Annotated in this window: 22 protein-coding genes; 9 read left to right on the top strand and 13 right to left on the bottom strand. The window is 67.3% G+C overall.

Annotated elements, in window-relative coordinates:
• Positions 1-153: 153 nt before the first annotated feature.
• The gene (locus tag NMI01S_RS04165) at positions 154-1,770 is read right to left on the bottom strand and encodes a GMC family oxidoreductase (protein WP_062994604.1); all 1,617 of its coding nucleotides are present in this window, start codon (positions 1,768-1,770) and stop codon (positions 154-156) included.
• A 325-nt stretch (positions 1,771-2,095) separates the two neighbouring features.
• Between NMI01S_RS04165 and NMI01S_RS04160 the strand changes: the two genes are divergently transcribed.
• The gene (locus NMI01S_RS04160; protein ID WP_062994603.1) at positions 2,096-2,587 is read left to right on the top strand and encodes a glutathione peroxidase; all 492 of its coding nucleotides are present in this window, start codon (positions 2,096-2,098) and stop codon (positions 2,585-2,587) included.
• A 29-nt stretch (positions 2,588-2,616) separates the two neighbouring features.
• Here NMI01S_RS04160 and NMI01S_RS04155 read toward each other — a convergent pair whose 3' ends face one another.
• The gene (locus NMI01S_RS04155) at positions 2,617-3,183 is read right to left on the bottom strand and encodes a TetR/AcrR family transcriptional regulator (RefSeq protein WP_084512392.1); all 567 of its coding nucleotides are present in this window, start codon (positions 3,181-3,183) and stop codon (positions 2,617-2,619) included.
• 169 nt (positions 3,184-3,352) lie between these two features.
• Here NMI01S_RS04155 and NMI01S_RS04150 point away from each other — a divergent pair, with 169 nt between their 5' ends.
• On the top strand, positions 3,353-4,039 hold the full coding sequence (locus NMI01S_RS04150) for a class I SAM-dependent methyltransferase (RefSeq protein WP_062994602.1): 687 nt from the start codon (positions 3,353-3,355) through the stop codon (positions 4,037-4,039).
• A 41-nt stretch (positions 4,040-4,080) separates the two neighbouring features.
• On the opposite strand, the gene NMI01S_RS04145 is transcribed toward NMI01S_RS04150, so the two are convergent.
• The 7 genes from NMI01S_RS04145 to NMI01S_RS04115 are packed head-to-tail and all read right to left on the bottom strand — an operon-like array spanning position 4,081 to position 10,882.
• Complete coding sequence (locus tag NMI01S_RS04145) at positions 4,081-5,154, bottom strand: alpha-L-rhamnosidase-related protein (protein ID WP_062994601.1); 1,074 nt, start codon at positions 5,152-5,154, stop codon at positions 4,081-4,083.
• Complete coding sequence (locus NMI01S_RS04140) at positions 5,141-5,872, bottom strand: class I SAM-dependent methyltransferase (RefSeq protein ID WP_062994600.1); 732 nt, start codon at positions 5,870-5,872, stop codon at positions 5,141-5,143. Before NMI01S_RS04140 ends, NMI01S_RS04145 begins: the two co-directional genes overlap by 14 nt.
• Positions 5,866-7,125: a glycosyltransferase family 4 protein gene (locus tag NMI01S_RS04135; RefSeq protein WP_062994599.1), complete on the bottom strand. Its 1,260-nt coding sequence runs from the start codon at positions 7,123-7,125 to the stop codon at positions 5,866-5,868. The genes NMI01S_RS04140 and NMI01S_RS04135 overlap by 7 nt, the downstream gene beginning before the upstream one ends.
• Before the next feature lie 44 nt (positions 7,126-7,169).
• Positions 7,170-8,030, bottom strand: a complete 861-nt coding sequence (locus NMI01S_RS04130) for an LLM class F420-dependent oxidoreductase (protein WP_062994799.1) — start codon at positions 8,028-8,030, stop codon at positions 7,170-7,172.
• 26 nt (positions 8,031-8,056) lie between these two features.
• Positions 8,057-9,541, bottom strand: coding sequence for an FAD-dependent oxidoreductase (locus NMI01S_RS04125; protein WP_062994598.1), 1,485 nt, complete (start codon positions 9,539-9,541; stop codon positions 8,057-8,059).
• A 14-nt stretch (positions 9,542-9,555) separates the two neighbouring features.
• The gene (locus NMI01S_RS04120) at positions 9,556-9,963 is read right to left on the bottom strand and encodes a carboxymuconolactone decarboxylase family protein (RefSeq protein ID WP_062994597.1); all 408 of its coding nucleotides are present in this window, start codon (positions 9,961-9,963) and stop codon (positions 9,556-9,558) included.
• Entirely contained in the window at positions 9,953-10,882 is a 930-nt protein-coding gene (locus NMI01S_RS04115) for an NAD(P)-dependent oxidoreductase (protein WP_062994596.1), read from the bottom strand. The genes NMI01S_RS04120 and NMI01S_RS04115 overlap by 11 nt, the downstream gene beginning before the upstream one ends.
• Before the next feature lie 399 nt (positions 10,883-11,281).
• Here NMI01S_RS04115 and NMI01S_RS04110 point away from each other — a divergent pair, with 399 nt between their 5' ends.
• From NMI01S_RS04110 to NMI01S_RS04090, 5 genes are all read left to right on the top strand, one after another.
• Positions 11,282-11,830, top strand: coding sequence for a Cif family virulence factor (locus NMI01S_RS04110; RefSeq protein WP_062994595.1), 549 nt, complete (start codon positions 11,282-11,284; stop codon positions 11,828-11,830).
• Positions 11,831-11,835: 5 nt separating this feature from the next.
• The gene (locus tag NMI01S_RS04105) at positions 11,836-13,077 is read left to right on the top strand and encodes a hypothetical protein (RefSeq protein WP_174554433.1); all 1,242 of its coding nucleotides are present in this window, start codon (positions 11,836-11,838) and stop codon (positions 13,075-13,077) included.
• Positions 13,078-13,122: 45 nt separating this feature from the next.
• Entirely contained in the window at positions 13,123-14,736 is a 1,614-nt protein-coding gene (locus tag NMI01S_RS04100) for an acyl-CoA synthetase (protein WP_062994593.1), read from the top strand.
• 213 nt (positions 14,737-14,949) lie between these two features.
• Positions 14,950-15,636, top strand: a complete 687-nt coding sequence (locus tag NMI01S_RS04095) for an acetoacetate decarboxylase family protein (protein ID WP_062994592.1) — start codon at positions 14,950-14,952, stop codon at positions 15,634-15,636.
• Positions 15,633-16,400, top strand: coding sequence for an SDR family NAD(P)-dependent oxidoreductase (locus NMI01S_RS04090; protein ID WP_062994591.1), 768 nt, complete (start codon positions 15,633-15,635; stop codon positions 16,398-16,400). The genes NMI01S_RS04095 and NMI01S_RS04090 overlap by 4 nt, the downstream gene beginning before the upstream one ends.
• Positions 16,401-16,515: 115 nt before the next feature.
• Here NMI01S_RS04090 and NMI01S_RS04085 read toward each other — a convergent pair whose 3' ends face one another.
• On the bottom strand, positions 16,516-17,337 hold the full coding sequence (locus tag NMI01S_RS04085) for a crotonase/enoyl-CoA hydratase family protein (RefSeq protein WP_062994590.1): 822 nt from the start codon (positions 17,335-17,337) through the stop codon (positions 16,516-16,518).
• 136 nt (positions 17,338-17,473) lie between these two features.
• Here NMI01S_RS04085 and NMI01S_RS04080 point away from each other — a divergent pair, with 136 nt between their 5' ends.
• Positions 17,474-19,075 (top strand): succinic semialdehyde dehydrogenase, encoded by a 1,602-nt coding sequence (locus tag NMI01S_RS04080; RefSeq protein ID WP_062994798.1) that lies wholly within the window; start codon positions 17,474-17,476, stop codon positions 19,073-19,075.
• A 108-nt stretch (positions 19,076-19,183) separates the two neighbouring features.
• Here NMI01S_RS04080 and NMI01S_RS04075 read toward each other — a convergent pair whose 3' ends face one another.
• Together NMI01S_RS04075 and nicT are read right to left on the bottom strand one after the other, a co-directional pair.
• Positions 19,184-20,584, bottom strand: a complete 1,401-nt coding sequence (locus NMI01S_RS04075) for a lipase family protein (protein ID WP_245716690.1) — start codon at positions 20,582-20,584, stop codon at positions 19,184-19,186.
• Positions 20,585-20,715: 131 nt separating this feature from the next.
• Positions 20,716-21,822: a Nickel transporter NicT gene (gene nicT, locus NMI01S_RS04070; RefSeq protein WP_062994589.1), complete on the bottom strand. Its 1,107-nt coding sequence runs from the start codon at positions 21,820-21,822 to the stop codon at positions 20,716-20,718.
• Between the two features lie 367 nt (positions 21,823-22,189).
• Between nicT and NMI01S_RS04065 the strand changes: the two genes are divergently transcribed.
• Entirely contained in the window at positions 22,190-23,023 is an 834-nt protein-coding gene (locus NMI01S_RS04065; protein ID WP_062994588.1) for an SAM-dependent methyltransferase, read from the top strand.
• Between the two features lies 1 nt (position 23,024).
• On the opposite strand, the gene NMI01S_RS04060 is transcribed toward NMI01S_RS04065, so the two are convergent.
• Positions 23,025-24,029, bottom strand: a complete 1,005-nt coding sequence (locus NMI01S_RS04060) for an isopenicillin N synthase family dioxygenase (RefSeq protein ID WP_062994587.1) — start codon at positions 24,027-24,029, stop codon at positions 23,025-23,027.
• Positions 24,030-24,078 lie beyond the last annotated feature (49 nt).

The following is a 24,078-nucleotide window of genomic DNA, read 5'->3' as shown; positions in this document are numbered from 1 at the left end:
CACCGCTTCGGGATAAAGCGGCCGACCACCACCGCCTCCTCGGGAACGCCCACCGTTCACCGTCGACACGATCTCGGCGACATCAGACTCCCCGACGACGACGGCCCCGGTTGCGATCGGAGATCACAACCGGGGCCGGCCGGGCGATGCGAATTACGCTGAGGCAGTGATGAATTCGGCGGCCTTCTCACCGATCATGTAGCACGGCGCGTTGGTGTTGCCGCCGGTGATGCTCGGCATGATCGAAGCGTCGGCCACACGCAGGCCCTCGATGCCGCGCACCCGCAGCTGCGGGTCGACGACCGCGCGCTCGTCAACACCCATCCGGCAGGTGCCGACCGGGTGATAGACCGAGTGGATACGCATCGGCAGCTCGCGGCGCAGCGCGGTCTCGTCCTGGAACGCGGGGCCGGGGGAGAATTCCTCGGTGATATCGCCCGCGATCGCCTTGTTCGCCGCCGCCTCGCGGATCATGCCGATGGCCTCGACCAGGAAGTCCATATCGGCCGGATCCGAGAGGTAGCCCGGGTCGATCAGCGGCGAGGTCAGCGGGTCGGTCGAGGCCAGGCGCAGTTCGCCGCGGCTCTTCGGGTAGATCAGGGTCGGGAAGATGGTCAGAGCCTCCCGCTTGTCCACCATGTGCAGCTTGTCCTCGTCCTGGTTGGGCGTCGGGTAGCTCCACGGCAGGGTGTGGATCTGCATATCCGGGATGTCCTTGGCGAACGAGGTCCGCACGAAGCCCACGGATTCGAAGACCGTGCGCCCGAACCAGGAGCTGCCGGGGCTGCGCAGTTCCTTGAGGAAACCGGCCGCGAAATGCGACGGAATGCCGCGGTGCAGCGCCTTCTTCGAGATGAAGGTCATCGGGACGAACAGGTGGTCGTGCAGGTTCTGACCGACCGGCAGATCCGCGTTGACCTCGATGCCGAGGTCGCGCAGGTGTCCCGCCGGGCCGACTCCGGACAGCATCAGGATGTGCGCGGAACCCATCACGCCACCGGAGACCACGACCTCCTTCTCGGCGCGGATGATCCGGCGGCCCTTCTTCTCGATCACCTCGACGCCGATGGCGCGGCCCTTCTCGATCACCACGCGCGCCACGTGCGCCTTGGTGACGACCTTCAGATTCGGATTGGGGCGGTTGGTGATGAAGCCGCGCGAGGAGCTGAAGCGCAGGCCGTCCTTCACGCTCTGCTGGAAGATGCTGATGCCCTCTTGGGACTCGCCGTTGTAGTCCTCGATGACCGGGACGCCGAAGGTGTCGGCCGCGGCCTCCATCCACTCCTTGGCGATCGGGGTGAGGTCCTTCTGCCGGGTCACCTCGATGGGACCGCCGGAGCCGCGCAGGTCGCTGGCGCCGTCCTCCCAGTTCTCCAGGCGCTTGTAGGCCGGCAGCACGTCCTCGTAGCTCCAGCCCTCACATCCCTCGGCGGCCCAGGAATCGAAGTTGGCCTTGTTGCCGCGCACGAAGAGCATGCCGTTGACCGAACTCGAACCGCCCAGCACCTTGCCGCGCGTCATCGGTACCCGGCGTTCCGCGGCGTGCTTCTGCGGAATCGAGTACTGCGACCAGGTGACCTGGTGCTTGAGCTGCGGAACCGTGTGAACCGTCGTGATCATGCCCGGAACCGTGACCAACTTGGTGTTGTCCTTGCGGCCGGCCTCGAGCAGGATGACGCTGGCGCCCTGCTCGGCGAGCCGACTAGCGACAGTGGCACCGGAGCTGCCCGCGCCGATGACGATGTAATCGGCTGCGCTGGTGTCGGTCATGTTCGGTTACCTCATCTTCGAAGTGGTAGCGGCTGATCGCGGCTCCGCTCGGCGCGGGAGCGTGCCTCAGATCACTGTAGAACAAGTTCTAATAATGGTGAAGACGCGCACTGGGGAAAAATGCCCCACGGGACGCGGTACGGGAGCGACTTCCTGGCTATGAGCAGCGCTGTTGCTCACGTCACACTATAGAACAGGTTGCAATTCGTTCGCCGGTGCGGGGATCTGGCGACCGGTGGTGCGACCATCGGCGGCCCGTCTGCGGGCGGGTCCGGCGACGGAAGTCGCGCTCGCGCCCGCCGAGATTCCACCTATCATTTCGACTGTGACCGATATTCGTGAAATTCCCGTCCAGACCCTCGCCGGCGAACCCGCGACCCTGGCCGAACTCGCCGGTGACAAGGCCCTGCTCGTGGTCAACGTCGCCTCGAAATGCGGTCTGACGCCGCAATACACCGGTTTGGTGGCGCTGCAGCAGGCCTACGGCTCGCGCGGATTCAGCGTCGTCGGCGTGCCGTGCAACCAGTTCATGGGGCAGGAACCCGGCAGCGCGGAGGAGATCCAGCAGTTCTGCTCGACCACCTATGGAGTGGATTTCCCGCTGCTCGCCAAGGTCGACGTGAACGGTGACGACCGGCATCCGCTGTATCGCGAACTCGTGCAGACCGCCGATGCCGAAGGCGACGCCGGCGATATTCAGTGGAATTTCGAGAAATTCCTCGTCGATCGCGACGGTAAGGTCGTCGGCCGTTTCCGCCCGCGCACCGAACCGCAGGATCCGAGTGTGGTCGCCGCCATCGAGGCGGTATTGCCGTAATTTTCCGGAATGCGCCGGGAATTGCGTGATCAGTCCCGCAGCACCTGCAGGGCCGACTTTTCCAGTCGATCGGCGATTTCGGCGTACGAGGCGTAACCCACGCCGGCGCGCACCAGAGCGCCGGCGTAAAGCAATTCCAGCGTTTCCACCACATCGGGATCGGCATCCGGGCCCAGGGCGTCCAGCAGGCGCCGCCGGATCTCGGTCCCGATGCGCGTGCGCAGATGTGCGACGTCGGGGTCTGTGCCCAGCAGGGCGCTGGTCACCGCGCCCGCCAGTGCGGGTTCGTCGGCGACCAGCATGGCGATCTGCCGCAACACCGCGACCACCCGGGTGATCCGGTCGGCGCCGGCCTCGGGCTCCGGCGGCGTGTCGGCCGCCAGTCGCCGCCAGAAGACCTCGGCGACCAGGTGTTCCTTGGAGGAGAAATAGGTGTAGGCGGTGGCCGTACCCACTCCGGCGGCCGCGGCCACCATGCGCACGGTGAGGCCGGCGAAGCCTTCGCGCGACAGCACCTCCAGCGCGGCCTTGGTCAGCCGGTCGACGGTATCGGCCTGCTTCTCGGTGAGGCGGCGGCGAGTTGCCTCCATATTCACCGGTGTAGGCTCGGTGGAAATGGGATCGGACACGTGTCTGGATGCTACTGTAGTGAAGCTTCGAAAGCAACTCGCATACCCGTTGCCGGAGCGGATACAGTCGCAAATCACAAAATATCGCATCCGCTCGAAAAGTATCGAGAGATGATTTCCGAAAGGTGTTCTTCTGATGACTCGTGCCGATTCGATAATTCCCGCGGAATCCGATATTTCCGCGGATACTCGGCGATTGTTCGAGCTGGCCGAGCAGGCGACGGGATTCATGCCGACCGAGGAGGGCCGCGCGCTCTACGAGGCCGCGCGACGGTACGCGGGCGACGGAATAATCGTGGAAATCGGCACCTACTGCGGTAAGTCGGCGATATACCTCGGCGCGGCGGCCCGCGACACCGGCGCCACCGTCTACACCATCGACCATCATCACGGGTCCGAGGAACATCAGCCCGGCTGGGAATATCACGACACCTCGCTGGTCGACCCCGAAACCGGCCGCTTCGACACCGTGACCACGTTCCGCCGCACCATGGTGCGCGCGGAATTGACCGATACCGTGATCGGCGTGGTGGGCCCCTCGGCAACCGTGGCGAAGCATTGGCGCAGCCCGATCCGGCTGCTGTTCATCGACGGCGGACATACCGAGGCCGCGGCCCAGCGCGATTACGACGGCTGGGCGCACTGGGTGGCGGCCGGTGGCGTGCTGGCCATCCACGACGTCTTCCCGGATCCGGCCGACGGCGGCCAGGCTCCGTACCACATCTATCGAAAGGCGTTGGACAGCGGCAATTTCCGCGAGGTCGCGGCCATCGGATCGCTGCGGCTGCTCGAGCGCGGCACGGGGTGCGGCGGTAAGGGCTGAAGCGATAGGGGCTGAGGCGATACGGCCGCGTCGCGGCCGGCTCAGCTGGGCGAGCGCACGCAGTCGCAGGTGAGGCCGGTCGCGATATCCGCACTGGGCGCCAGGTCGCGGAAGATGCCGTTGCCGCCGGTGGTGCGAGTCAGCGCGTCGGCGGCCAGCACCGCCGCCGCTCCGGTCCAGGTCGTGCGCTCCTCCGGCCAGCGCTTACCATCGGCGAAAACCAATCCCGTCCAATAGGATCCGTCGTCCTCGCGCAAGTGCTGGATGCTCGCCAGCAGTCGCAGCGCGCGATCGGCATCGCCGAGCGTGTCCAGTGCCAGTGCCAGTTCGCAGGTCTCGGCGCCGGTCACCCACGGGCGGTCGGAGACGCACCGAATGCCGATCTCGCCGACCACGAAATCGCTCCAGCGCGCGGCGATCCGGGCATGTCCGGCCTCCCCGCGCAGCGCACCGCCCAGCACCGGGTAGTACCAGTCCATCGAATACCGGTCCTTCTCGGCGAAGGATTCCGGATGATGCCGCAGCGCGTGGCCGAGGCGCAGGGCCGCGACTTCCCATTCCGGCTGGGCCAGGCCGAGCAGTTCCGCGATCGCCAGCCCGCAGCCGATGCTGTGGAACATACTCGAGCAGCCGGTCAGCAACGCCTCGGGCAGGATGCCCTGTTCGGTCTGCAGCCAATAGATCTCGCCGTTGCGGCCCTGCTGCAACGAGATGACGTAGTCGATGGCCGCGCGCACGGTCGGCCACATCGTGTCCACGAAGCGACGATCACCGGTGCAGCGGTAGTAGTGCCAGACGCCGGTGGCGATGTAGGCGCAGAAGTTGGTGTCGGTGTCGGCGGTCTCGACGACGTCGCCGCGGAACTGCGACGGCCAGGAGCCGTCCGCCCGCTGGGTGTCCGCCGACCAGGCATAGGCGGCGCGCGCGGCATCGTGCAGACCCGCCACCGTCAGCGCCATCGCCGACTCGACATGGTCCCAGGGGTCGGTGTGCCCGCCCCGGAACCACGGGATGGCGCCATCGCTGTGCTGTTGTGCGGCAATGGATTCCGCGGTGGCCAGGCATTGCCTGGCGGTGAGGACGCCGGGAATCGAGGGCAGCTCAGCGGCGCGCACCGGACACCGCCGGCTTGGTGAAGTACAGGGCGACGCTCTTGCCGATCACCGGGTCCAGGGCCGATTCGGCGACACGGGTCGGCCACGGCCGTTTCATCATGTCCCACACCAGCATCCGGTGATACAGCTGCACCGGCCGGGCATCGGGCTTGTCCACCCCGACCAGGCATTTCAGCCACCAGTACGGAGCGTGCAGGGCGTGCGCGTGTTCGCTGTGGATGAATCGCATCCCGCGTGCGGTGACCTTGCCGCGCAGCTCGTCGGCGCGGTAGATGCGCACATGCCCGCCCTCGTTGGCGTGATATTCGTCCGAGAGCAGCCAGCAGATCCGCTCGGGCAGCCAGCGCGGCACCGTGATCGCCAGGGCCCCACCGGGTTTGAGGATGCGCACCAGTTCCGCGATGGCGCCGTCGTCGGCCGGAATGTGCTCGAGGATCTCCGAGGCGATGACGACGTCGAATTCGCCGTCCTCGAAGGGCATGGCCAGCGCGTCGCCCTGGACCGTCTCGGCCTGCGCGTAATCGGGGGCCTCACCGGCCTCGGCCAGGGCGCCGAACATGACCTTCACATCGGCGAGGTCGTCGGCGTTCTGATCGAAGGCGACGATATCGGCGCCGCGCCGATACGCCTCGAAGGAATGGCGACCCTGGCCGCATCCCACATCGATGACCCGCAGGCCCGGACCGATTCCCAAGCGGTCGAAATCGACGGTCAGCATACGTTCGCCTCCTGTGTATCGGCGGTCAGATCGGTGCCCTGGCGGCGGGCGATGGCGCGTTCGTACACCGAAACGGTTTGGGCTGCCACCGCCTCCCAGCTGAAGACGGTGAGTGCGCGGTGGCGCCCGGCGGCGCCGAGGTCGTCGATGCGACGCGGATTGTCGAGCAATTTTCCGAGGACGCCGGTCAGTTCGTCCACATTGCCGGGCTCCACCAGTTCGGCACAGTCGGCCGCCACCTCCGGCAGCGCGCCGGCCCGGCTGGCGACCAGCGCGGTGCCGCTGGCCAGCGCCTCCACGGCGGGCAGCGAGAAACCCTCGTACATGGACGGAATGCAGGAGATCTGCGCCGAGGCCAGCAGTTCGGCCAGTGCCTCGTCGGACAGTCCGCTCGACACCGTGACGATATCGGAGATGCCCAGTTCGGCGATCAGCTTCTCGGTGGGGCCGTTCGGTTCCAGCTTGGCCACCAACTGCAACTCGACGTCGTGGGTGAGCCGCAATCGCGCGAGCGCCTGCAGCAGGTGGGAGATGCCCTTGAGCGGTTTGTCGGCGCTGGCCACGGCCACGATCCGGCCCGGGACGCGGCGTGCGCGCGGCCGGAACAGTTCGGTGTCGACGCCGAGCGGAACCACCCGCAACTGGGAGGCGTCGACGCCGAAGTCGTCGGCGATATCGGCGGCCGAGGTCGAGGAGACGGTGATCAGATCCGGGATCAGCCGGGCGACGCGCTGCTGCATACCGAGGAATCCGTACCAGCGGTGGACGAACGCCTTGCGCCGCCACGGCGCGGCCGCCAGATCGACGGCCCGGTCGCGGGTGATCGGATGGTGAATCGTGGCCACCAGCGGCACCCGCCGGGCGATGTCGAGCAGTCCCGAACCGAGGCACTGGTTGTCGTGCACAACATCGAAATCCGTTGCGCGCGAACGCAACAGCCGGGCCGCGCGCAGGCTGAACGTGCGCGGCTCGGGGAAGCCCGCCGTCCACATCGTGCCCAGTTCCAGCAGGTCGATGCGGTCGCGGATCTCGCCGGGCCGCGGCGTGCGGAACGGGTCGGAATCGCGGTACAGATCCAGGCTCGGCACCTCGGTCAGCCGCACTCGGGGATCGAGCAGTTCCGGGTACGGCTGACCGGAGAAGACCTCGACCTCATGGCCGAGTTCGGCCAGGCCGTGACTCAACTTCCGGACATACACCCCCTGCCCGCCACAGTGGGTCTTGCTGCGGTAGGACAGCAGGGCGATACGCACGTCTTCGGCTCACTTCCTGTTCAGGCGCCAGGTCGCGTGGTGGTTCAGGCGCTCGCGCGCAGGGGCGCGAGCTTGCCGGCCAGGCGGTCGAGGTAGGCCAGCACCTCGGCTTCGGACTTGTCCGGCAGTCCGTACAGTACGTCGGTCACCCCGGCGGCGCTCCATTCGGTGAGCCGTTGCGTGTCGGGTTTGCCGTCGAGGGCGACCACCCGCGGGGTGTCCTCGCGGCCGGCCTCCTGCCACACCTTGGTCAGCAGCTGCAGGCGTTCCAGCAGCGTGTGGGTCTCGTACGGGGTGGTGATCCAGCCGTCGGCCGACCGCGCGATCCAGCGGAAACCCTGTTCGGTGCCCGCGGTGCCGATCAGCACCGGCACCTTGGCCTGCACCGGCTTCGGCCACGCCCAGCTGGGGCCGAACTTGACGAAGTCACCGTCGTAGCTCGCCTCCTCCTCGGTCCACAGCGCTCGCATGGCCTCGAGGTATTCGCGCAGCACCGTGCGGCGCTTGTTGCCCGGCACGCCGTGGTCGGCGAGTTCGTCGGTGTTCCAACCGAATCCGGCGCCGACGCTGACCCGGCCGCCGGACAGATGGTCCAGGGTCGCGATGGTCTTGGCCAGCGTGATCGGGTCGTGCTCGGTGGGAAGTGCCACCGCGGTGGACAATTCGATGCGTTCGGTGACCGCCGCCGCGGTGGCGAGCGCGACCCACGGGTCGAGGGTGCGCATGTACCGGTCGTCGGGCAGGCTCTCGTCGCCGGTGAGCGGATGCGCCGCCTCCCGTTTGATCGGGATGTGGGTGTGCTCGGGCACGAAGAACGACTCGAAGCCGCGTTCCTCGGCGGCCTTGGCCGCGACCGCGGGCCGGATGCCGCGATCGCTGGTGAACAGGACGATGCCGAAACGCATGGTGTTCCTTTCGGTTCGGTCGGGCATCAGCTCGATGCCGGACCGTCGTTGGCGGCGGCGCGGCCCGCGCGGCGACCGTAGAAGCTGCCGTCGCCGAGGGAGGTGCCGCTGGCATAGCCGCCCGCGCAGACGCCGGAGGTGCAGCGGCCCGCGGCGTACAGGCCGGGGATCGGCTCGCCCGTGACGTGGATGACCCGGGAATCCAGATCGGTGCGCAGACCGCCGAGGGTGAAGCCGGCGGTGAAGTTGCGCATGTCGAAACCGGCCACCGGCGTGCCGATCGGCTTCACCCACTCCGGCTTCTTGCCGAGCAGCGGATCGGCGCCGGATTCGGCGTGCCGGTTGTAGACCTCGACGGTGGCCTGCAGCGAACCCGCGGGCAGGCCCATATCGCTTTCGAGTTCCTCGACCGTCTCCGCCGCCCAGGTGGGGGGCTGGCGGAAGAAGGGGGTGCTGGACTCGGTCTTCAGCGCTTCCTCGAGCGCGGCCTCGTCGATGATCAGGTAGGCCTGGTTGTCCTGCTGGATCAGCGTGGCCTGGCCGATCCGGCCCGGATAGGTGTCCTCGGCGATGTAGCGCTGCCCCCGGCCGTTGACCAGGATGCCGCGCACCATCATCTGCGGATCGCCGAAGAAGGCGACCTCGGTGGCGTCCATATGCGCCAGTTCGGCGCCGAGCGCCTGGGCGACCCGGATGCCGATGCCGTCGTGTTCCTCGATCGCGGCGGCGGGCCGGCCGATGAGTCGCGGGGCGTAGCCCTCGATCATCCGCTGCTCGTAGGCGAAGCTGCCGGTGGCCAGCACCACGCCGCGGCGGGCGCGGACGGTGATCTCCTTGCCGTAGCGCTTGGCCACCACGCCGACTACGCGATTGTCGGCCGCGACCACGAGCCGCTGGATCCGGATGTCGTATTCGGCTCGTACACCGAGGGATTCGGCGGTGTCGGTGAGCGGCTTCATCAGCATGTAGCCGCCGCCCTGCTCGCCGATGCGCTTGTTCTGCATCTGCGGCAGATGACCGCGCGGGGCCGGGGTGGCGATGTCTTTGAAGGGCGCGGCGTTCTCACCGCCCGAATACATCAGGCCCTCGTCGTGCGGGGGTTCCCAGCCCGGCTCGCCCCAGAATTCCTCCTTGAACGGAACGCCCTGGGCGACGAGCCAATTGAAGTGTTCGACGCTGCCCTGGCAGTAGTCGTGGATCTTGGCCTCGTCCACGCCGGGCCCGAGGGCGGCCAGCATGAACTTCTCCATGTTCTCCGGGGTGTCCTCGAAACCGAGCGCCTTCTGCAGCGGAGTGCCGCCACCCAGATAGATGAATCCGCCCGACAGGGAGGCCGCACCGCCCCAGCCGCCGGTGCGCTCGAGCACCAGCACGTCGGCGCCGGCCCGGGCGGCCTCGATCGCCGCGGCGACGCCGGCGATGCCGTACCCCGCGATGACCACATCGGCCTCGTAGTCCCAGTCGGTGATATCGGCGGCGGGCTGTGGTCGCACACCCAGGGTGTCGGACATGGTGGGTTCGTTCCTCACTTCTCGGCGGACTTCTTTTCGGCAGCCTTCTTCTCGGCGGCCACGACTTTGCCGACGACGCTGTCGAGCTTGGTCCCGGCGGCCCAGCCGGTGTAGTGGCACAGGAAGATCGCGATCTCGCGCAACTGTTGCTCGGTCAGTTCACCGTTGCGCAGGGCCGCGCTGACCTGGATCTCGGTGACGTCGAGGTGGCCCTGTGCGGTGAGCGCACCGAGCAGCAGCAGGCGGCGATCACGCACGGACAGTTCCGGGCGGCTCCAGATGTCGGCGAACAGATGGTCCGCCGTCACGGCGAAATGCGCGCCGGGTCCGTCGGACATCTCCCAGCCGTAGACCTCGCCCATCTTGGCCACCCCGCGCGCGCGACGCTGCTCGGGGGTGAGGCCGTCGGTTTCAGCGCTCATCGCTCTCCTCGGAAGTGTCGGTGGCCGTCCGCGCGGCTCGGGAAACATCGCCGGGCCCGACGCCGAGACCGTCGCCGAGTCCGCTCAAAGCCATTCGGGCGAAAGGTAATTCGACGCCGAGCCGCTCGCCCAGGGACAGGGCCAGCGACAGATCCTTCTCGCCGAGATCGCGCGTGTGGGTGAAGATCGAATGCCAGAAGTCGTCCGCGGCGACCGGCGCGGTGGTGTCGCGCAGCATGATCGCGCCCGCACCGCCGGTGATGGCATCCGAATGCCGGACCACCTTGCCCAGGTCGACGATGTTCAGCCCCGCCGCCTCGGCCAGTCGCTGTGCCTCCGCGGTGGCCGTGAACGAGACGAAATGCAGCAGGTTGCGGGCCAGTTTCATGCGGGTGCCGGCACCGACATCGCCCGCGTGCACCACCAGGTCGGCCCAGTAGCCGAACGGTTCGCGCACCTTCTCGAAGGCGGCGTCGCCGCCGCCCACCATGACCGCGAGCGAGCCCTTCTTGGCCCCCGCGCCGCCACCGCTGACCGGGGCGTCGACGAAGTCCACCTCGTGTTCGGCGCAGATGCCGGCGAGTTCGACGGCGGTCCGGTCGCTGATGGTCGAATGCACGGCGATCACCGTGCCAGGTCGTGCGGTGCTCAGGAGTCCGTCCGGACCGGTCACCACGGATCGGACCTGCTCGTCGTTGAGGACGACCACCGAGATCACCTCGGCGCGCTCGGCGACCTCGGCCGCCGTCTTCGCCGGTTCGGCGCCGCCGTCGACGAACGGTTGCACGGCCTCCGCCCGGGTGTCGCAGACGACGAGGCCACCGGGGCGGTTCAGCAGCCGCTCGGCCATCGGCGCACCCATATTGCCGAGGCCGATGAAACCCGCGGCGCTCGGGCTGTCGTTCGTGGACCCGCTCATGGGTACCTTTCGGAGCTGTCTGGACACGTGTACGGAACTATAGGTTCGACTCTGATCTTGGCGCAAGAACTTGTTTCAATTCCGCGGCTGTGCCGGGTACGCGGAATCGGCGCCGACCACGGCGTGGACGGCCCGCCGCACCCTGGTCGAACGACCGCCTCTCGGTGGCAAAAATGGTCGATCCGTTGTCGGCCCTCGCTCGCGGTGGTACCGTCCAGACACATGTCCAGCGATGTGTCTTTCGCGCCGGTCCGCGAGGGATGTGCCGGCCTGAACTCGTTCTCGAAAACGGGCTGACGGACCACGACGTTCGCGGTCGCCGCAGCCCGGTGACCGCCCGGATCAGGCCACGCCGGATATCGGCGCCGGCCCTCGACACAGAATGTGAAGGAAGCTGCGATGTCCGGTTTTTCCCGGGACGAACTCGACGAGATGGTCCGCCGCTGGGTGGTCGAGAACGAACGCTGCGAGGCGGCGGGCGACTGGCGGCCGCTGGCCGACATGTACACCGAGGACGCCACCTACGGCTGGAACTACGGCCCGACCCAGGAGTTCATGGCAGTGGGCCGCGACGAGATCCGCGAACTCGCGCTGGGGCAGGAGATGGACGGGCTCGAAGGCTGGACCTACCCGTACCAGGAATTCGTCGTCGACGAGCGCAGCGGCACCGTGATCGGCCTGTGGAAGCAGGTCAACGAGAACACTCGCCCCGACGGGCGCCACTACAGCCCGGAGGGCATCGGCGGCAGCTGGTTCCGCTACGGCGGCGACTTCCAATGGTCCTGGCAGCGTGACTTTTTCGACTTCGGCAACGTCTCCGCGCTGTTCGTGGAGATGATCACCGCGAACGCGCTCTCGGAGGGCATGCAGAAGCGGATCGAGCGCTCGGGCGCCGGGCCGCTGCCGGGCTGGTACAAGATCGGCGAGTCGCCGGTCCCGCTGTGGTGAGTCCGATGCCTGCGAGTCGCTTCGCCGCACTGAGCCGGGAGCAGCTGGCGGCCCTGGTGCCCGAACTGCTGCTGTGCGGGCATCTCATCGATCGCTCGGGCATGGCGCATTCGATCGGCGCCTTCGGGCGCGACGGGATGGCCGAGGTGGCGATCGAGGAATGGCAGCTGGCCAGCCCGATCTACACCCGCCGGATGCGTGCGGCCCTCGACATCCCCGGCGACGGCGTCGTCACCATATTCAAAGGGCTGCAACTGGATATCGGCGCGCCGCCGCAGTTCATGGACTTCCGGTTCCGCGTCGACGACGACCACAACGGTGAGTTCTGGCTCGACCACTGCGGTGCGCTCGCCGACGTCGAGCCGATGGGTGAGGACTACGTGGTGGCCATGTGCCACACCATCGAGGACCCCACCTTCGACGCGACCGCACTGGCCACCAACCCGCACGCGCAGGTGCGCCCGATCCATCGGCCGCCCCGGCGGCCGGCCGATCGAGTACCGGTGTGCGCGTGGACGGTTCGCATCGATCCCGCCAACGAACCGCCCGCGGTACCGCGCAACGCGGCACGCATGGCCGAATTCGCCGCTGTCGATATCGAATTGGCGCCGATCGAAGCCGGCGGGCCGGGCCGGTCGGACTACCGCGGGCCGCTGCTGAGCGATATCGACTTCGCGAGTTTCTCGCATTCGGCGCTGGTCCGGATGGCCGACGAGGTGTGCCTGCAGCAGCATCTGCTGAACCTCGGATTCCTGATCGCGGTCGGCGAGCGCGCGGACGCGGAGACCACCGCCGCGATCGCGCGCAAACAGTTCACCGGGATAGCCGGGCTCACCTCCGAACGGCTGCGTGCGGTCCTGGGTCTCGGTACCGGCTTCGACGATCTCGCTCAGGTTCTGCGGCTGCATCCGGCGTGGAATCCGCTGCCCTACGTCGACATGCAGGTCGACGCCTATCACGATTCCGCGGTCCTGCGCATCGCGCGCGACAGCCCGGGTGTACGCGACGGCGGCTGGCCGGCCGCGGTCGACGCCGAACATCTGGAGCCGCTGGCCGCCATGGTGCGCGTGGTGAACCCACGGTTCGACGTGCATGCCCGCGAGGGTGACGAGCGTGAACTCGTCGTCGAGATCACCGCCGCATCGACACCTTTCCGCGAGTCGCCGGAGGTGGCGATCACGCGGTTCAGCACCGGGGCGGACTTCCACTTCAGCCCCCGGCAGTCGCTGCCGCTGACGGTCGTCTGACCGCCCTCAGTCCCGAACCGCCGCAATCGACGAGAGATCTCAGATATGCCGAACAATTTCGCCGACCTGTTCGAGCACGCCGTGGACGCCATGCCGGATCGGGTGGCGCTGATTCAGGGCGAGCGCCAGGTCACGTATCAGGACCTGGAACGCCGCGCCAACCAGCTCGCCCACCACCTGGCCGCGAGGGGGCTGGGGGAGGGCAGCCACATCGGCTTCCAGATGCACAACAGCATCGAGACGATGGAAACCCTGATCGCCGCCTTCAAGATTCGGGCGGTGCCGATCAACATCAACTACCGCTACGGCGCGGACGAACTGCGCTACGTCTACGACAACGCCGATCTCGAAGCGGTGGTGCACCACCGCTGCTACGCACAGGTCGTCGATCAGGTGCGTCCGCAGGTGACCACGCTGCGCCACGCCTTCGTCGTCGACGACGATCAGGGCGGCGCCGGCCTCCCCAGTGAATCCACTCCCTACGCCGAAGCGTTCGAAAGCAGCTCCAGCGCACGGGATTTCGGCGAGCGCAGCGCCGACGACCTGTTCATGATGTACACCGGCGGCACCACCGGCATGCCCAAGGGCGTGATGTGGCGCCAGGAGGACATGTGGCGGGTGCTCGGCGGCGGCATCGACTTCTACACCAATGTGCCGGTGGCCGACGAGTTCGAACAGTCCCGGGTCGGCTCGCAGAACGACCCGCTGCGCTGGCTGCTCCTGCCGCCCCTGATCCACGCCGCGGCGCTGATGCCCACCTTCACCGCGCTGTGGTCGGGCAATACCGTCGTGTACGAGCCGCGCTTCGACGCCGACCGGGTCTGGCAGGTGGTCGCGTCCCAGCGGGTCAACATCGTGGTCATCACCGGTGACGCCATGGCGCGGCCGCTGCTCAACTCCTATCGGCAGTCACCGGTGGACGCCTCCTCGGTGGTCGCCCTGGCTTCCGGGGCGGCACTGCTGTCGCAGCCGGTGAAGAACGAGATGCTGGAGCTGTTCCCGCATGCGGTGATCACCGATTCGATCGGCTCCTCCGAAACCGGATTCGGTGGCATCGGCGTGGCACAGAAGGACGACGACCCGTCCCGCGGGCCGCGCGTGCAGACCGGACGCGGTGCGGTCGTGGTGAACGAGGAGGGCCGGGAGGTGGCGCCCGGCGAAGAGGGCTGGATGGCCAAGAAGGGGTCGGTGCCCCTCGGCTACTACAAGGACCAGGCCAAGTCCGACAAGTTGTTCAAGACCGTCGACGGTGTCCGCATGGTCATCACCGACGACCGCGCGCGGGTGGAGGCCGACGGCACCATCACCCTGATCGGACGTGGCAACATGGTGATCAACACCGGTGGCGAGAAGGTGTTCGTCGAAGAGGTGGAGGCCGTCGTCAAGGCCCATGAAGGCGTCTACGACGTGGTGGTCATCGGAGTTCCGCACGAGCGCTGGGGCCATCAGGTCGCGGCGGTGGTGTCGACCGCCGGCACCGATCCGCTGGATTTCGCCGACCTCGAGGCGCATGTCCGCAAACACCTCGCCGGATACAAACTGCCGCGCAGCATCTGGGTGGTCGACGCCGTCGGGCGCACACCCAGCGGCAAACCGGACTATCGGTGGGCGAAGGGTCATGCCGAATCCCACCCGCCGACCTACACCGTCGGCTCCTGAATCCACCGCATCGCCGCCGGCCGTCCCGATTCGAGTGCTCGCGCTCGACCCGGGGCGGCCTCGGTGCGTTCGGGCGTCGTCGTGCGGCCGGATGCGGCCGGGCTGGTCGGCCGGGCGCGACACCGCGGCCGCGGGAGCGGACCGTCTCGGTGAGTGGGATTTCGGGGACGAGAAGGTCTGTGCAATCAAATTGGAACGTGTTCTACTTGGAGGATGACAGCGGTGCATTCCGTACTCGGTGAAAAAGTCAGGATGCCGGTCGAGATCCGCGACGCCGACGCCTGTGCGGCGACATTTCTCGTCGACGCGGGGGCGGCCCGGGAGATCGTGGCGCCGACCGGACTAGAACCACTCACGGTCGCCGGGCGCGGGGTGTGCTCGCTGGTTTTCGTGCGATACGTGGACGGCGACCTGGGGCCGTATCACGAATTCGGCCTCACCCTGATGGTGCGCGGCCGGGACAAGGACCTCGGCGTCTACATCCCGTGGCTGCCGGTGAACCAGACCTTCACCTGCGCCGCCGGCCGCGAGATCTGGGGTTTTCCCAAGGAGATCGCCGATATCCGGATCACGCCGGTGCGTCGTGGCAAGCGCTGCGAGGTGCGGATCGACGACCGTCCGGTGGTGGCGATGGAAGTCGGTGGCGGTGTGCCGTCACCGGGCGGAATGGGCGGTGCGTCGATCGCGGCCTACACCCATATGGACGGCATACTGCGCCGCACCCCGTGGGTGATGAACCCGTCGCAGGTGCGAATGGGGCTGGGCGGCACCAGGATCGAGCTCGGCGATCACCCCGTCGCCGAACAGATGCGTGCCCTGGGGTTGCCCAAGCGCGCACTCTTCAGCAGCCGGATCGGACTGCTGCGCATGACTTTCGAAGACGCGGTGGAGGTTCGATGAGCAAGACGGCAGTGGTGACCGGTGCGGCCAGCGGTATGGGGCGCATGGCGGCCCAGCGGCTGGCGGCCGGGGGGTATCGGGTGGCCGCACTCGACATCAACGAGACCGGCCTGGCCGAGACGGCCCGGCGCTCACCGAACATGAGCACCTACACATGCGATGTCGCCGACGATCAGGCGGTACGAGCGGTGGTCGACAAGGTCCGCTCCGACCTCGGCCCGATCGAGCACGTCGTGCACGCGGCCGCGCTGTGCCGGGTGGGATCGGCTCTGACGCACGATGTTTCGGATATGCGCCGGGTGATGGACATCAACTACGGCGGCACGATCAATATCTGCCAGGCCATCGTGCCGGAGATGAAGAAGGACGGTCGCGGCACCCTGGTGCTGTTCGCCTCGGTGGCGGGCTGGCTGCCCTCGCCCGGCCTGGCCGCCTACTCGGCCTCCAAATTCGCCGTCGTCTGCTATCACGAAGCGCTGGCGCAGGAGTTGAACGGGACCGGGGTCCGGGTGATCTCGATCTGCCCGCCGATCGTGGAAACCCCTCTGCTGGACGGCATTCGGGCTGCCAACGAGGCGGTGGTCGCAGGCCAGAAGGGCATCACCCCGGACCGGGTGCTGGATGCGACCGAACGCGCCGTCGCCGACCCGAAGGCGCCGCTGTTCATCTTCCCCGGCCCCGCCAAGCCGCTGTGGCTGGCACGACGTTTCGCCCCGAACTTCCTGCGCAAGCAGGTCACTCGGATGGTGAAGCCGGAATTGTGATGGTGCTGAACTGATCGTGCAAACCTCGGCGCGAAATCGAGTTTTCTCGCAATCTTGTCGAGGTTCGCACGATGTGTTCAGCCTCTTCCCGCCCGGTGGACAACCGGATGCGGTGTCAGCGGCCCTTGAACTCCGGCTTGCGGCGCTCGGCGAAGGCCCGCGGACCTTCCTTGGCGTCGTCACTGCGGAAGACGGTGAGGCCGAGCTGCGCGTCGATCTTGAAGGCCTCGTTCTCGTGCATGCCCTCGGTGTCGCGCATGGTCTTCAGAATCGCCTGCACCGCCAGCGGCCCGTTGGCGTTGATCTTCTCGGCGAGTTCGAGCGCCTTGTCCAGCGCGGTCCCGTCCGGCACCACATGTCCGATCAGGCCGTACTCCTTGGCCTCCGCGGCGGTGATGTGACGGCCGGTGAGCAGAATGTCGGCGGCGACGGTGTAGGGGATCTGCCGGGGCAGTCGCACCGCCGAGCCGCCCATGGGGAACAGGCTCCAGCGTGCCTCGGACACACCGAATTTCGCGCTCTCGCCGGCGACCCGGATATCGGTGCCCTGCAGAATCTCGGTTCCGCCGGCGATGGCGGCGCCCTCGACGGCGGCGATCAGCGGCTTGGTCAGGCGGCGGCCCTTGAGCAGACCCGGGATGTTGGTCGGATCGAACGCGCCGCCCGCGCTCATGTTCTTGGCCGGATCCTGTTTGGTCATCGCCTTGAGGTCGGCGCCCGCGCAGAACGCGCCACCGGCGCCGGTGAGAATGCAGGAGCGGATCTCCGGGTCGTTGTCGACGGTGTCCCAGGCCTGCACCATCAGGTCGAGCATCTCGGCCGACAGCGCATTGCGGACGGCCGGGCGGTTCATGGTGACGATCAGGGTGGCGCCGCGTCGCTCCAGCAGCGCATGGGGTTCTGTGTTGCTACCTGTTTCAGTTGCTGCCGTCGTCATCGCCGACCCACTTTCCTCATGGTATTACTCGCGTTTTGCGGACGAAGTTACCCCGCAACGTTGTACAGAACAATAACGTGTTCTAGTTTGGATCATGGTGACCGCCGTCACGGGCGGCAAGTTATGGAGATCGCTGATGGAGACAACCACGCACAGCGGCGCCGCGAGCACGCTGCCGCCGCGGATCACGAAGACGCTGATCGACCGCCTCACCGGGCTGATCACCGCGGGCATCGCGGGGGAGAAGCGCGAACCCTACGACATGATCGAGGTCTACACCGGCGCGGTCGTCGGTGAGCTGCCGCAGTCCTCGCCCGAGGACGTCGCCGCGGCGGCCGACAAGGCGCGCGCGGCGCAGCGGGAATGGGCGAACTGGCCGGTCAAGCGCCGGTTGCAGGTCTTCGAGAAGGCCCATGAGCTGATTCTCTCCGAACTCGACACCATCGCGGACCTGATTCAGATCGGTTGCGGCAAGACCCGCCGGATGGCCATCGAGGAATCGTGCGATCCGGTGATGGTGATCAGCCACTACCTCAAACACGCCGAGCGGATCCTGAAGCCGATCCGGCGCGGCGGCGCGATGCCCATCATCTCCACCTCCACCGAACAGCATCGGCCCAAGGGCGTCGTCGCGGTGATCGCGCCCTGGAACTTCCCCTTCGCGATCTCGATCTCCGATTCGATCCCGGCCCTCATCGCCGGCAACGGCGTGGTGATCAAGCCGGACAACAAGACCGCGCTGTGCACGCTCTACGGTGTCGAACTTCTGCGCAAGGCGGGGCTGCCGCGCGATCTGATCCAGGTCGTCTGCGGTACCGGACCCGACGTCGGCCCCACCCTGATCGACCACAGCGATTTCGTGATGTTCACCGGCTCCACCGCCACCGGCCGCACCATCGGCGAGCGCGCGGGCCGCAACCTGATCAGCTGCAGCCTCGAACTCGGCGGCAAGAATCCGATGATCGTGCTGGAGGACGCCAACCTCGACGAGGTCATCCCGGGTGCGATCTTCGCGGTGTACGGCAACTCCGGCCAGGCGTGTATGCATATCGAGCGCATCTATGTGCACGATCGCGTCCACGACGAGTTCGTGCGCCGATTCGTCGCGGCGGCGGAGGAATTGGGGTCGAAGGCGGGTGCGTCGTACACCGCCGATCCGGAATTCGGCTCGCTGGTCTCGGTCGATCACATGCGGCGGGTGGCCTCCCACGTCGACGACGCCGTCGCCAAGGGTGCGACCGTGCTGACCGGCGGCAAGGCCCGCCCGGATATCGGCCCCGCTTTCTATGAGCCGACCGTGCTGACCGGTGTGACCCCCGAGATGGAGCACGCGACCGTCGAAACCTTCGGCCCGGTCGTCACCGTCTACCGCTACACCGACGAGAACGAGGCCGTCCGGCAGGCCAATGCGACCACCTACGGCCTCAACGCCAGCATCTGGAGTACGGATCTCGCTCGCGCCGAGAAGCTCGCCGACCGGCTCGAGGCGGGCAATGTCAATGTCAACGACGGGTTCGTCGCGACCTATTCGGCGAAGATGACGCCCTCGGGTGGCGTGAAGCAGTCCGGCGTCGGCACTCGGCACGGCGACGCGGGGCTGCTCAAGTACACCGATACGGTCAATGTCGGCGTGCAGAAGAAGCAGGTGCTCTCGGCGCGGGCGGGCATGCCGTTCGAGAAGCAGCTCAAGAGCACCCTGCTGACACTGCGTCTGAGCCGGCGGCTGCGCATTCGCTGACCGGCGCACCGGTACTCGAAGGGCCCGTTCGCCTCCCACGTCGAACGGGCCCTTCTCCTCCCCGCACCTCGTTGTGCCGGGCGTCTCGCGCCGATCGGGCGCTCCGGTCTACTTCACGCCGATCGGCTTGCCGAACAACGACGCGAAGGTCTCGCCGAAGGTCGAGGCCAGCATCTGGAAACCGTTGGGGTCCAGCAACAACCATCCGGCATCGGCGGTGTGGCACCCCGGCGCGACCGGCACGCCGTCGAGACGGTCGCGCAACCACAGCATCGCGGCACCGCCGCCGGAAATCTCGGTGGCCACGTGCTCGGCGAAGTGTTCCCGGGTGTATTGCACTGTGGCGGAAGGGTTTCGGCAGTAGGTGTCGACGAGGGTGTTCACCTGGCCGACCGGGATGATCTCGTCCGGATTGCCCTGCCAGATGTACATCGGCATATCCGGCACCGATTTGCCCATCCGAGTCTCGTCGAGCACGGCGGCCACCGCGGGCTGCTGCATCGGATCGCCCGGAACCCGCAGCATCCCTTTCAGATTCAGGAACGGCAGCAACGCGCTGACATATTGCACGCACAATCCGCTCTGCAGCGTGGTCAGGCCCTTGCCCAGCGGGTCCATATGCTCGTCGACGAAGCGGGCGAACTCCGGAAACTCGCGCGTCAGGCCCATCACCGCGGCCAGCACCAGGCCTGAGGTCGCCTGCCCGTTGGCCACGTTCAGCGTCGTGCCGAGATCTGCGGGCACACCGCCCTCGGCCGCGCCGACGATATTCAGATCCGGGGCGTAGCTGCCTTTCAGTTCGGCGGCGTGGCCGGTCGCGATCGCGCCGCCGGAGTAGCCGTAGAGGCCGATCCTGGTCTGCGGGCTCAACCGCATCGGCTCGAAGTCGCGGGCCGCGCGAATACCGTCGAGGGTGATCCGGCCGGCCAGCGGACCCGCCGCGTAGGCGTTGTTCGGTCCCTCGTGATCGGGGATCACCACCGCCCAGCCCTGCTGCAACGCCCCTTGGGCGATGACGAATTCGGCCGGGGCGACGATCTGGCCCAGGAACGGACCGGCCGAGAAGTGCTGGATCGCGTAGGACGGTGCGCAATAGCCGGCCAGGGAGTCCTCGGCGATCTGCATGGAGACCAGTTTGTCCGGCGCCGAACCACGTGGTTTCAGAACTGTCGCCACCGCCGGAATCGGTTGGTCGCGGCTGTCGTTCGATCGAAAGGAGATCTGCCATGCGTCGACGTTGACCGGGATCAGCCCGAGATTGGCCACCCGCACCTGCCGCGCGGTGATGATCTCGCCGGGCTGTTTCGCCGCGACGATCTCCGCTGCGGGGTGGTAGAAGCCCGGATCCAGCTCGGGCGGAAGAGGTATCGGGGCCGCGGGTGCGACCGGCGCGGGTTCGGCGGTGGCGCTGGGCGGATGGGCCACCAGCGCCGCCGAGACGGTCAGCGCCGCCGCCGCGGCGAGTACGCGGGTCGTCCGGCGGATGCGGCGCGTCCAGGGTTCGGTCACACTCGGCTCCTTCGCTAATGCGAGACTGCTCCGTCTCACATGTGCAGCGAACTATGGCACAGGTGTGATCGCCGTCGCAAGAATTTCGGTCGGCCGCCGGTTGGTGTGGCTCGACGAGCTGCGGTTCGCCGTCAGGCCGATTCTTCGGTCGGCGTGGGCGCCCAGCGCTCGTCCACCTTCGCCAGCCGCCAGTAGGCGACCGCGACAACCCAGGCGAGGACGAACAATCCGACGATCGCGAATCCCGCGTTGTTGAGGTCGATACCGGCGATCCACTCCGCCACCGGACCGCCGAATCCGGTGTCGTCGTGCAGTACCTTGATCAGCTCGATCGAGCCGATGAACAGGGCCACCGCGATCGACAGGCCGGTGATGGCCAGGTTGTAGAAGATCTTGCGCACCGGATCGGAGAACGCCCAGTCGTAGGCGACGTTCATGAACAGACCGTCGACCGTGTCCATCACGCTCATCCCGGCCGCGAACAGCAGCGGCAGCACCACGATCGCGTACCAGGGCAGTCCCGCCGCCGCGCCGGATCCGGCCAGTGCGAGCAGCGCCACCTCGGTCGCGGTGTCGAAACCCAGGCCGAACAGCACACCGACCGGATAGACGTGCACCGGCCGCCCCACCATCCGCATCACCGGCGCCAGCAGGCGTGCCAGGAATCCGCGCGAATCGAGCGCCGCCTCCAGCTCCGCGCGATCATATTGCCCGCTGTCGCGCAGCCGGCGGAACACCCGCCAGATACCTATCAGCGCAACCACATTGAGCAAACCGATCAGATACAGGAACGAGCCGGAGGCGACGGTGGAGATGGTGCCGAGGGTCTTGCGGGTCGAGGAGTCCTCGTCGACCAGTGTGCCCACCACGTGCGCACCGGCCACCACCAGCGCGGCGAGGACGAACACGATCGTGGAATGCCCCATCGCGAACCAGAATCCGACCGACTTGGGGCGTTTGCCGTCGCTCATCAGCTTGCGCGTGGTGTTGTCGATGGCGGCGATGTGGTCGGCGTCGAAGGCGTGACGCAGCCCGAAGGTGTAGGCGGTGATGCCCAGCCCGATACCGAAGACCTCGGTGCCGATGCGATAACCGTGCGGAGCGATCGCGCCGAACAACAGGCCGAATCCGATCAGATGCATCAGCGCGACCACGCCGAGCAGCACCCCGGCCTCCAGCCAGTCGCGCCGGGACCAGTCCCGCAGGACATCGCGAAGTAGACGGCGACGAGAGGACATGGGCCCCAACCCTTCTGGGGAACCCGCGTCCCCGTCCGTGCGCAGCGACGAAAGGGGTCTGGCTGACAGCATCGGCTGAACACAGTGGCGCGACCGCACCGGATTGGCACCGGTTTCCCGTTCCCATCGCGAGAACTCTGCGGACTATACCAACGAACGGCGTCCGGCCGGCCACGGTCATCGCAGGTCGCGACGACGGGGCGAGAGGATTTCCGAGCGATGAAATGTCGGGTATGCGCCCGTAAGCCCAGGAAATAGGGGAGACTCGGCGTAACACAGTCTGTAGTGCGACGGCTGTGTGCCGGGTACCAGTTCCACAGGGTCAGCGTTTCAGCAATGCCGTTTCAGCAATGCCAGGGGAGCCTTCATGTCGCAGTCTTCTGCCGCGTACCCGAGTGTGGTGCCGGTCGGGGTGGATACCGCTCGTGCCAGTATCGCGCGCGTCTACGATGCCGCCCTGCACGGCAAGGACAACTTCGAAGTCGATCGTGAAGTGCTCGCGCAGGTGCGTGCCGTGGCCCCGCAGGTGAACGATCTGGCCTGGGCGAACCGGGACTTCCTGATCAGAGCGTGCCGCTTCCTGGCCGCGCAGGCCGGGATCGACCAGTATCTCGACCTGGGTTCGGGGCTGCCGACGGCGGAGAACACCCATCAGGTGGTGCAGCGGATCCGGCCCGAGGCCCGGGTGGTCTACGTCGACAACGATCCGATGGTGCTGGCGTACGCACGGGCGCTGCTCGAGGCGAATTCGCAGACCAGCATCGTCGCCTGCGACATCTTCCGCCCGCACGAAGTGCTCACCGATCCGACCGTGCGCGACGACCTCGACTTCTCCCGGCCGATGGCGCTCTTCCAGATCGGGACCCTGCAGCACTATCTCGATGACGACGCCCCGGCCCTGATGCAGACCTATATCGACGCGCTGCCCTCCGGTTCGTACGTGGCGATCGCGCATTTCTACGATCCGGAGGACTCCGGTCCGAGCGAACTGGCCCGCAAGATGGAGGACAGGTTCGTCCACAGCCCGATGGGCAGCGGGCGATTCCGCACCCGCGACCAGATTCAGGCCCTGTTCGGCGGACTGAAGATGATCGAACCGGGGCTCGTGCTGTGCGACGACTGGTGGCCGGACGGCCCGCGACTCACACCGTTGTCGGACGTGCGCCGGTGCATCCTGGGTGGAGTCGGTCGCAAGCCCTGAGTCAATACGCTCCCGCGGGTGCGCCCGGGGCGATGCCGTGATGCAGTTCGGCGACGTCCGGATGGGCCCGGATGCGTGATTTCCAGGCGTTGCGGCCGTAGGTGTCGAAAATCGGGTTGTCCGGGTCGGCCGTGACTCCGTGTGCGGCCGCGGCCAATTCGGGTGGCAGCGGCAGCAGCGGTATGCGGGCGTCCAGCGCCGGATTCAGGAAATACGGGACGGAGATACGGTCGGTGCCCGGTTCCGGGGCGAGTACGCGGTGACGGGTGGCACGTAGATAGCCGCCGCTGGCCACCTCGAGCAATTCGCCGATATTCACGATGAAGGCACCCGGTAGCGGCGGCGCGTCCACCCACTCCCCGGACGACAGTTCCACCTGCAGACCGTGCGAATCCGGTTCCACCAGAAGCAGCGTGAGCACACCGGAATCCTTGTGCGCGCCGACGCCCTGGGGATTGTCCGGGTTACCGGGATAGCGAACCACCTTGATCAGGGTGGCCGGGCGGTCGGCGAAGGCGGGATCGAAGAAGTTCTCCGGCGCACCCAGGGCCGCGGCCCAGTGCCGCAGCAGGGCACGCCCGACCCGGGCGAGAGATGCGTCCCAATCACGCAGTGCGGGACGGAGTTCCGGGAGCGCGGTCGGCCAGAGGTTGGGGCCCTGCAGTCGCCAGTACCCCTCCGCCCCGGCGATCGCCTCGGCCTCCGGCCCGATATCGATCTGCTCGCGCCAGTCGACCCGGCCGTTGGTCAGTTCGCCGCCGAGTCGCGAATAGCCGCGGAACTGCGGGCTGCGCAACTGACTGATCTCCTGCTTGGCCGGCTCCGGCAGCGCGAAGAACCGCCGGGCCAAGGCGAGCAGTTCTGCACCGCGCTCGGGTGCGACGCCGTGACCGACCAGATAGAAGAATCCGAATTCGTGTGTGGTCGCGCGTAATTCGCTGCGGAACCGCTGTGGATCGGCATCCGCGGTCGTCAGATCGAGTACCGGGAGTACGCGGTCGGTCATCGCACATCCTTATCCTCGTTCGCGGTCGATAATCCCCAGATCTACCGCA

It is taken from the genome of Nocardia mikamii NBRC 108933 (assembly GCF_001613505.1).
GTDB classification, from domain to species: domain Bacteria; phylum Actinomycetota; class Actinomycetes; order Mycobacteriales; family Mycobacteriaceae; genus Nocardia; species Nocardia mikamii.
The sequence above is the reverse complement of the archived record's forward strand: the minus strand, read 5'-3'. Positions and strand labels throughout refer to the sequence as shown.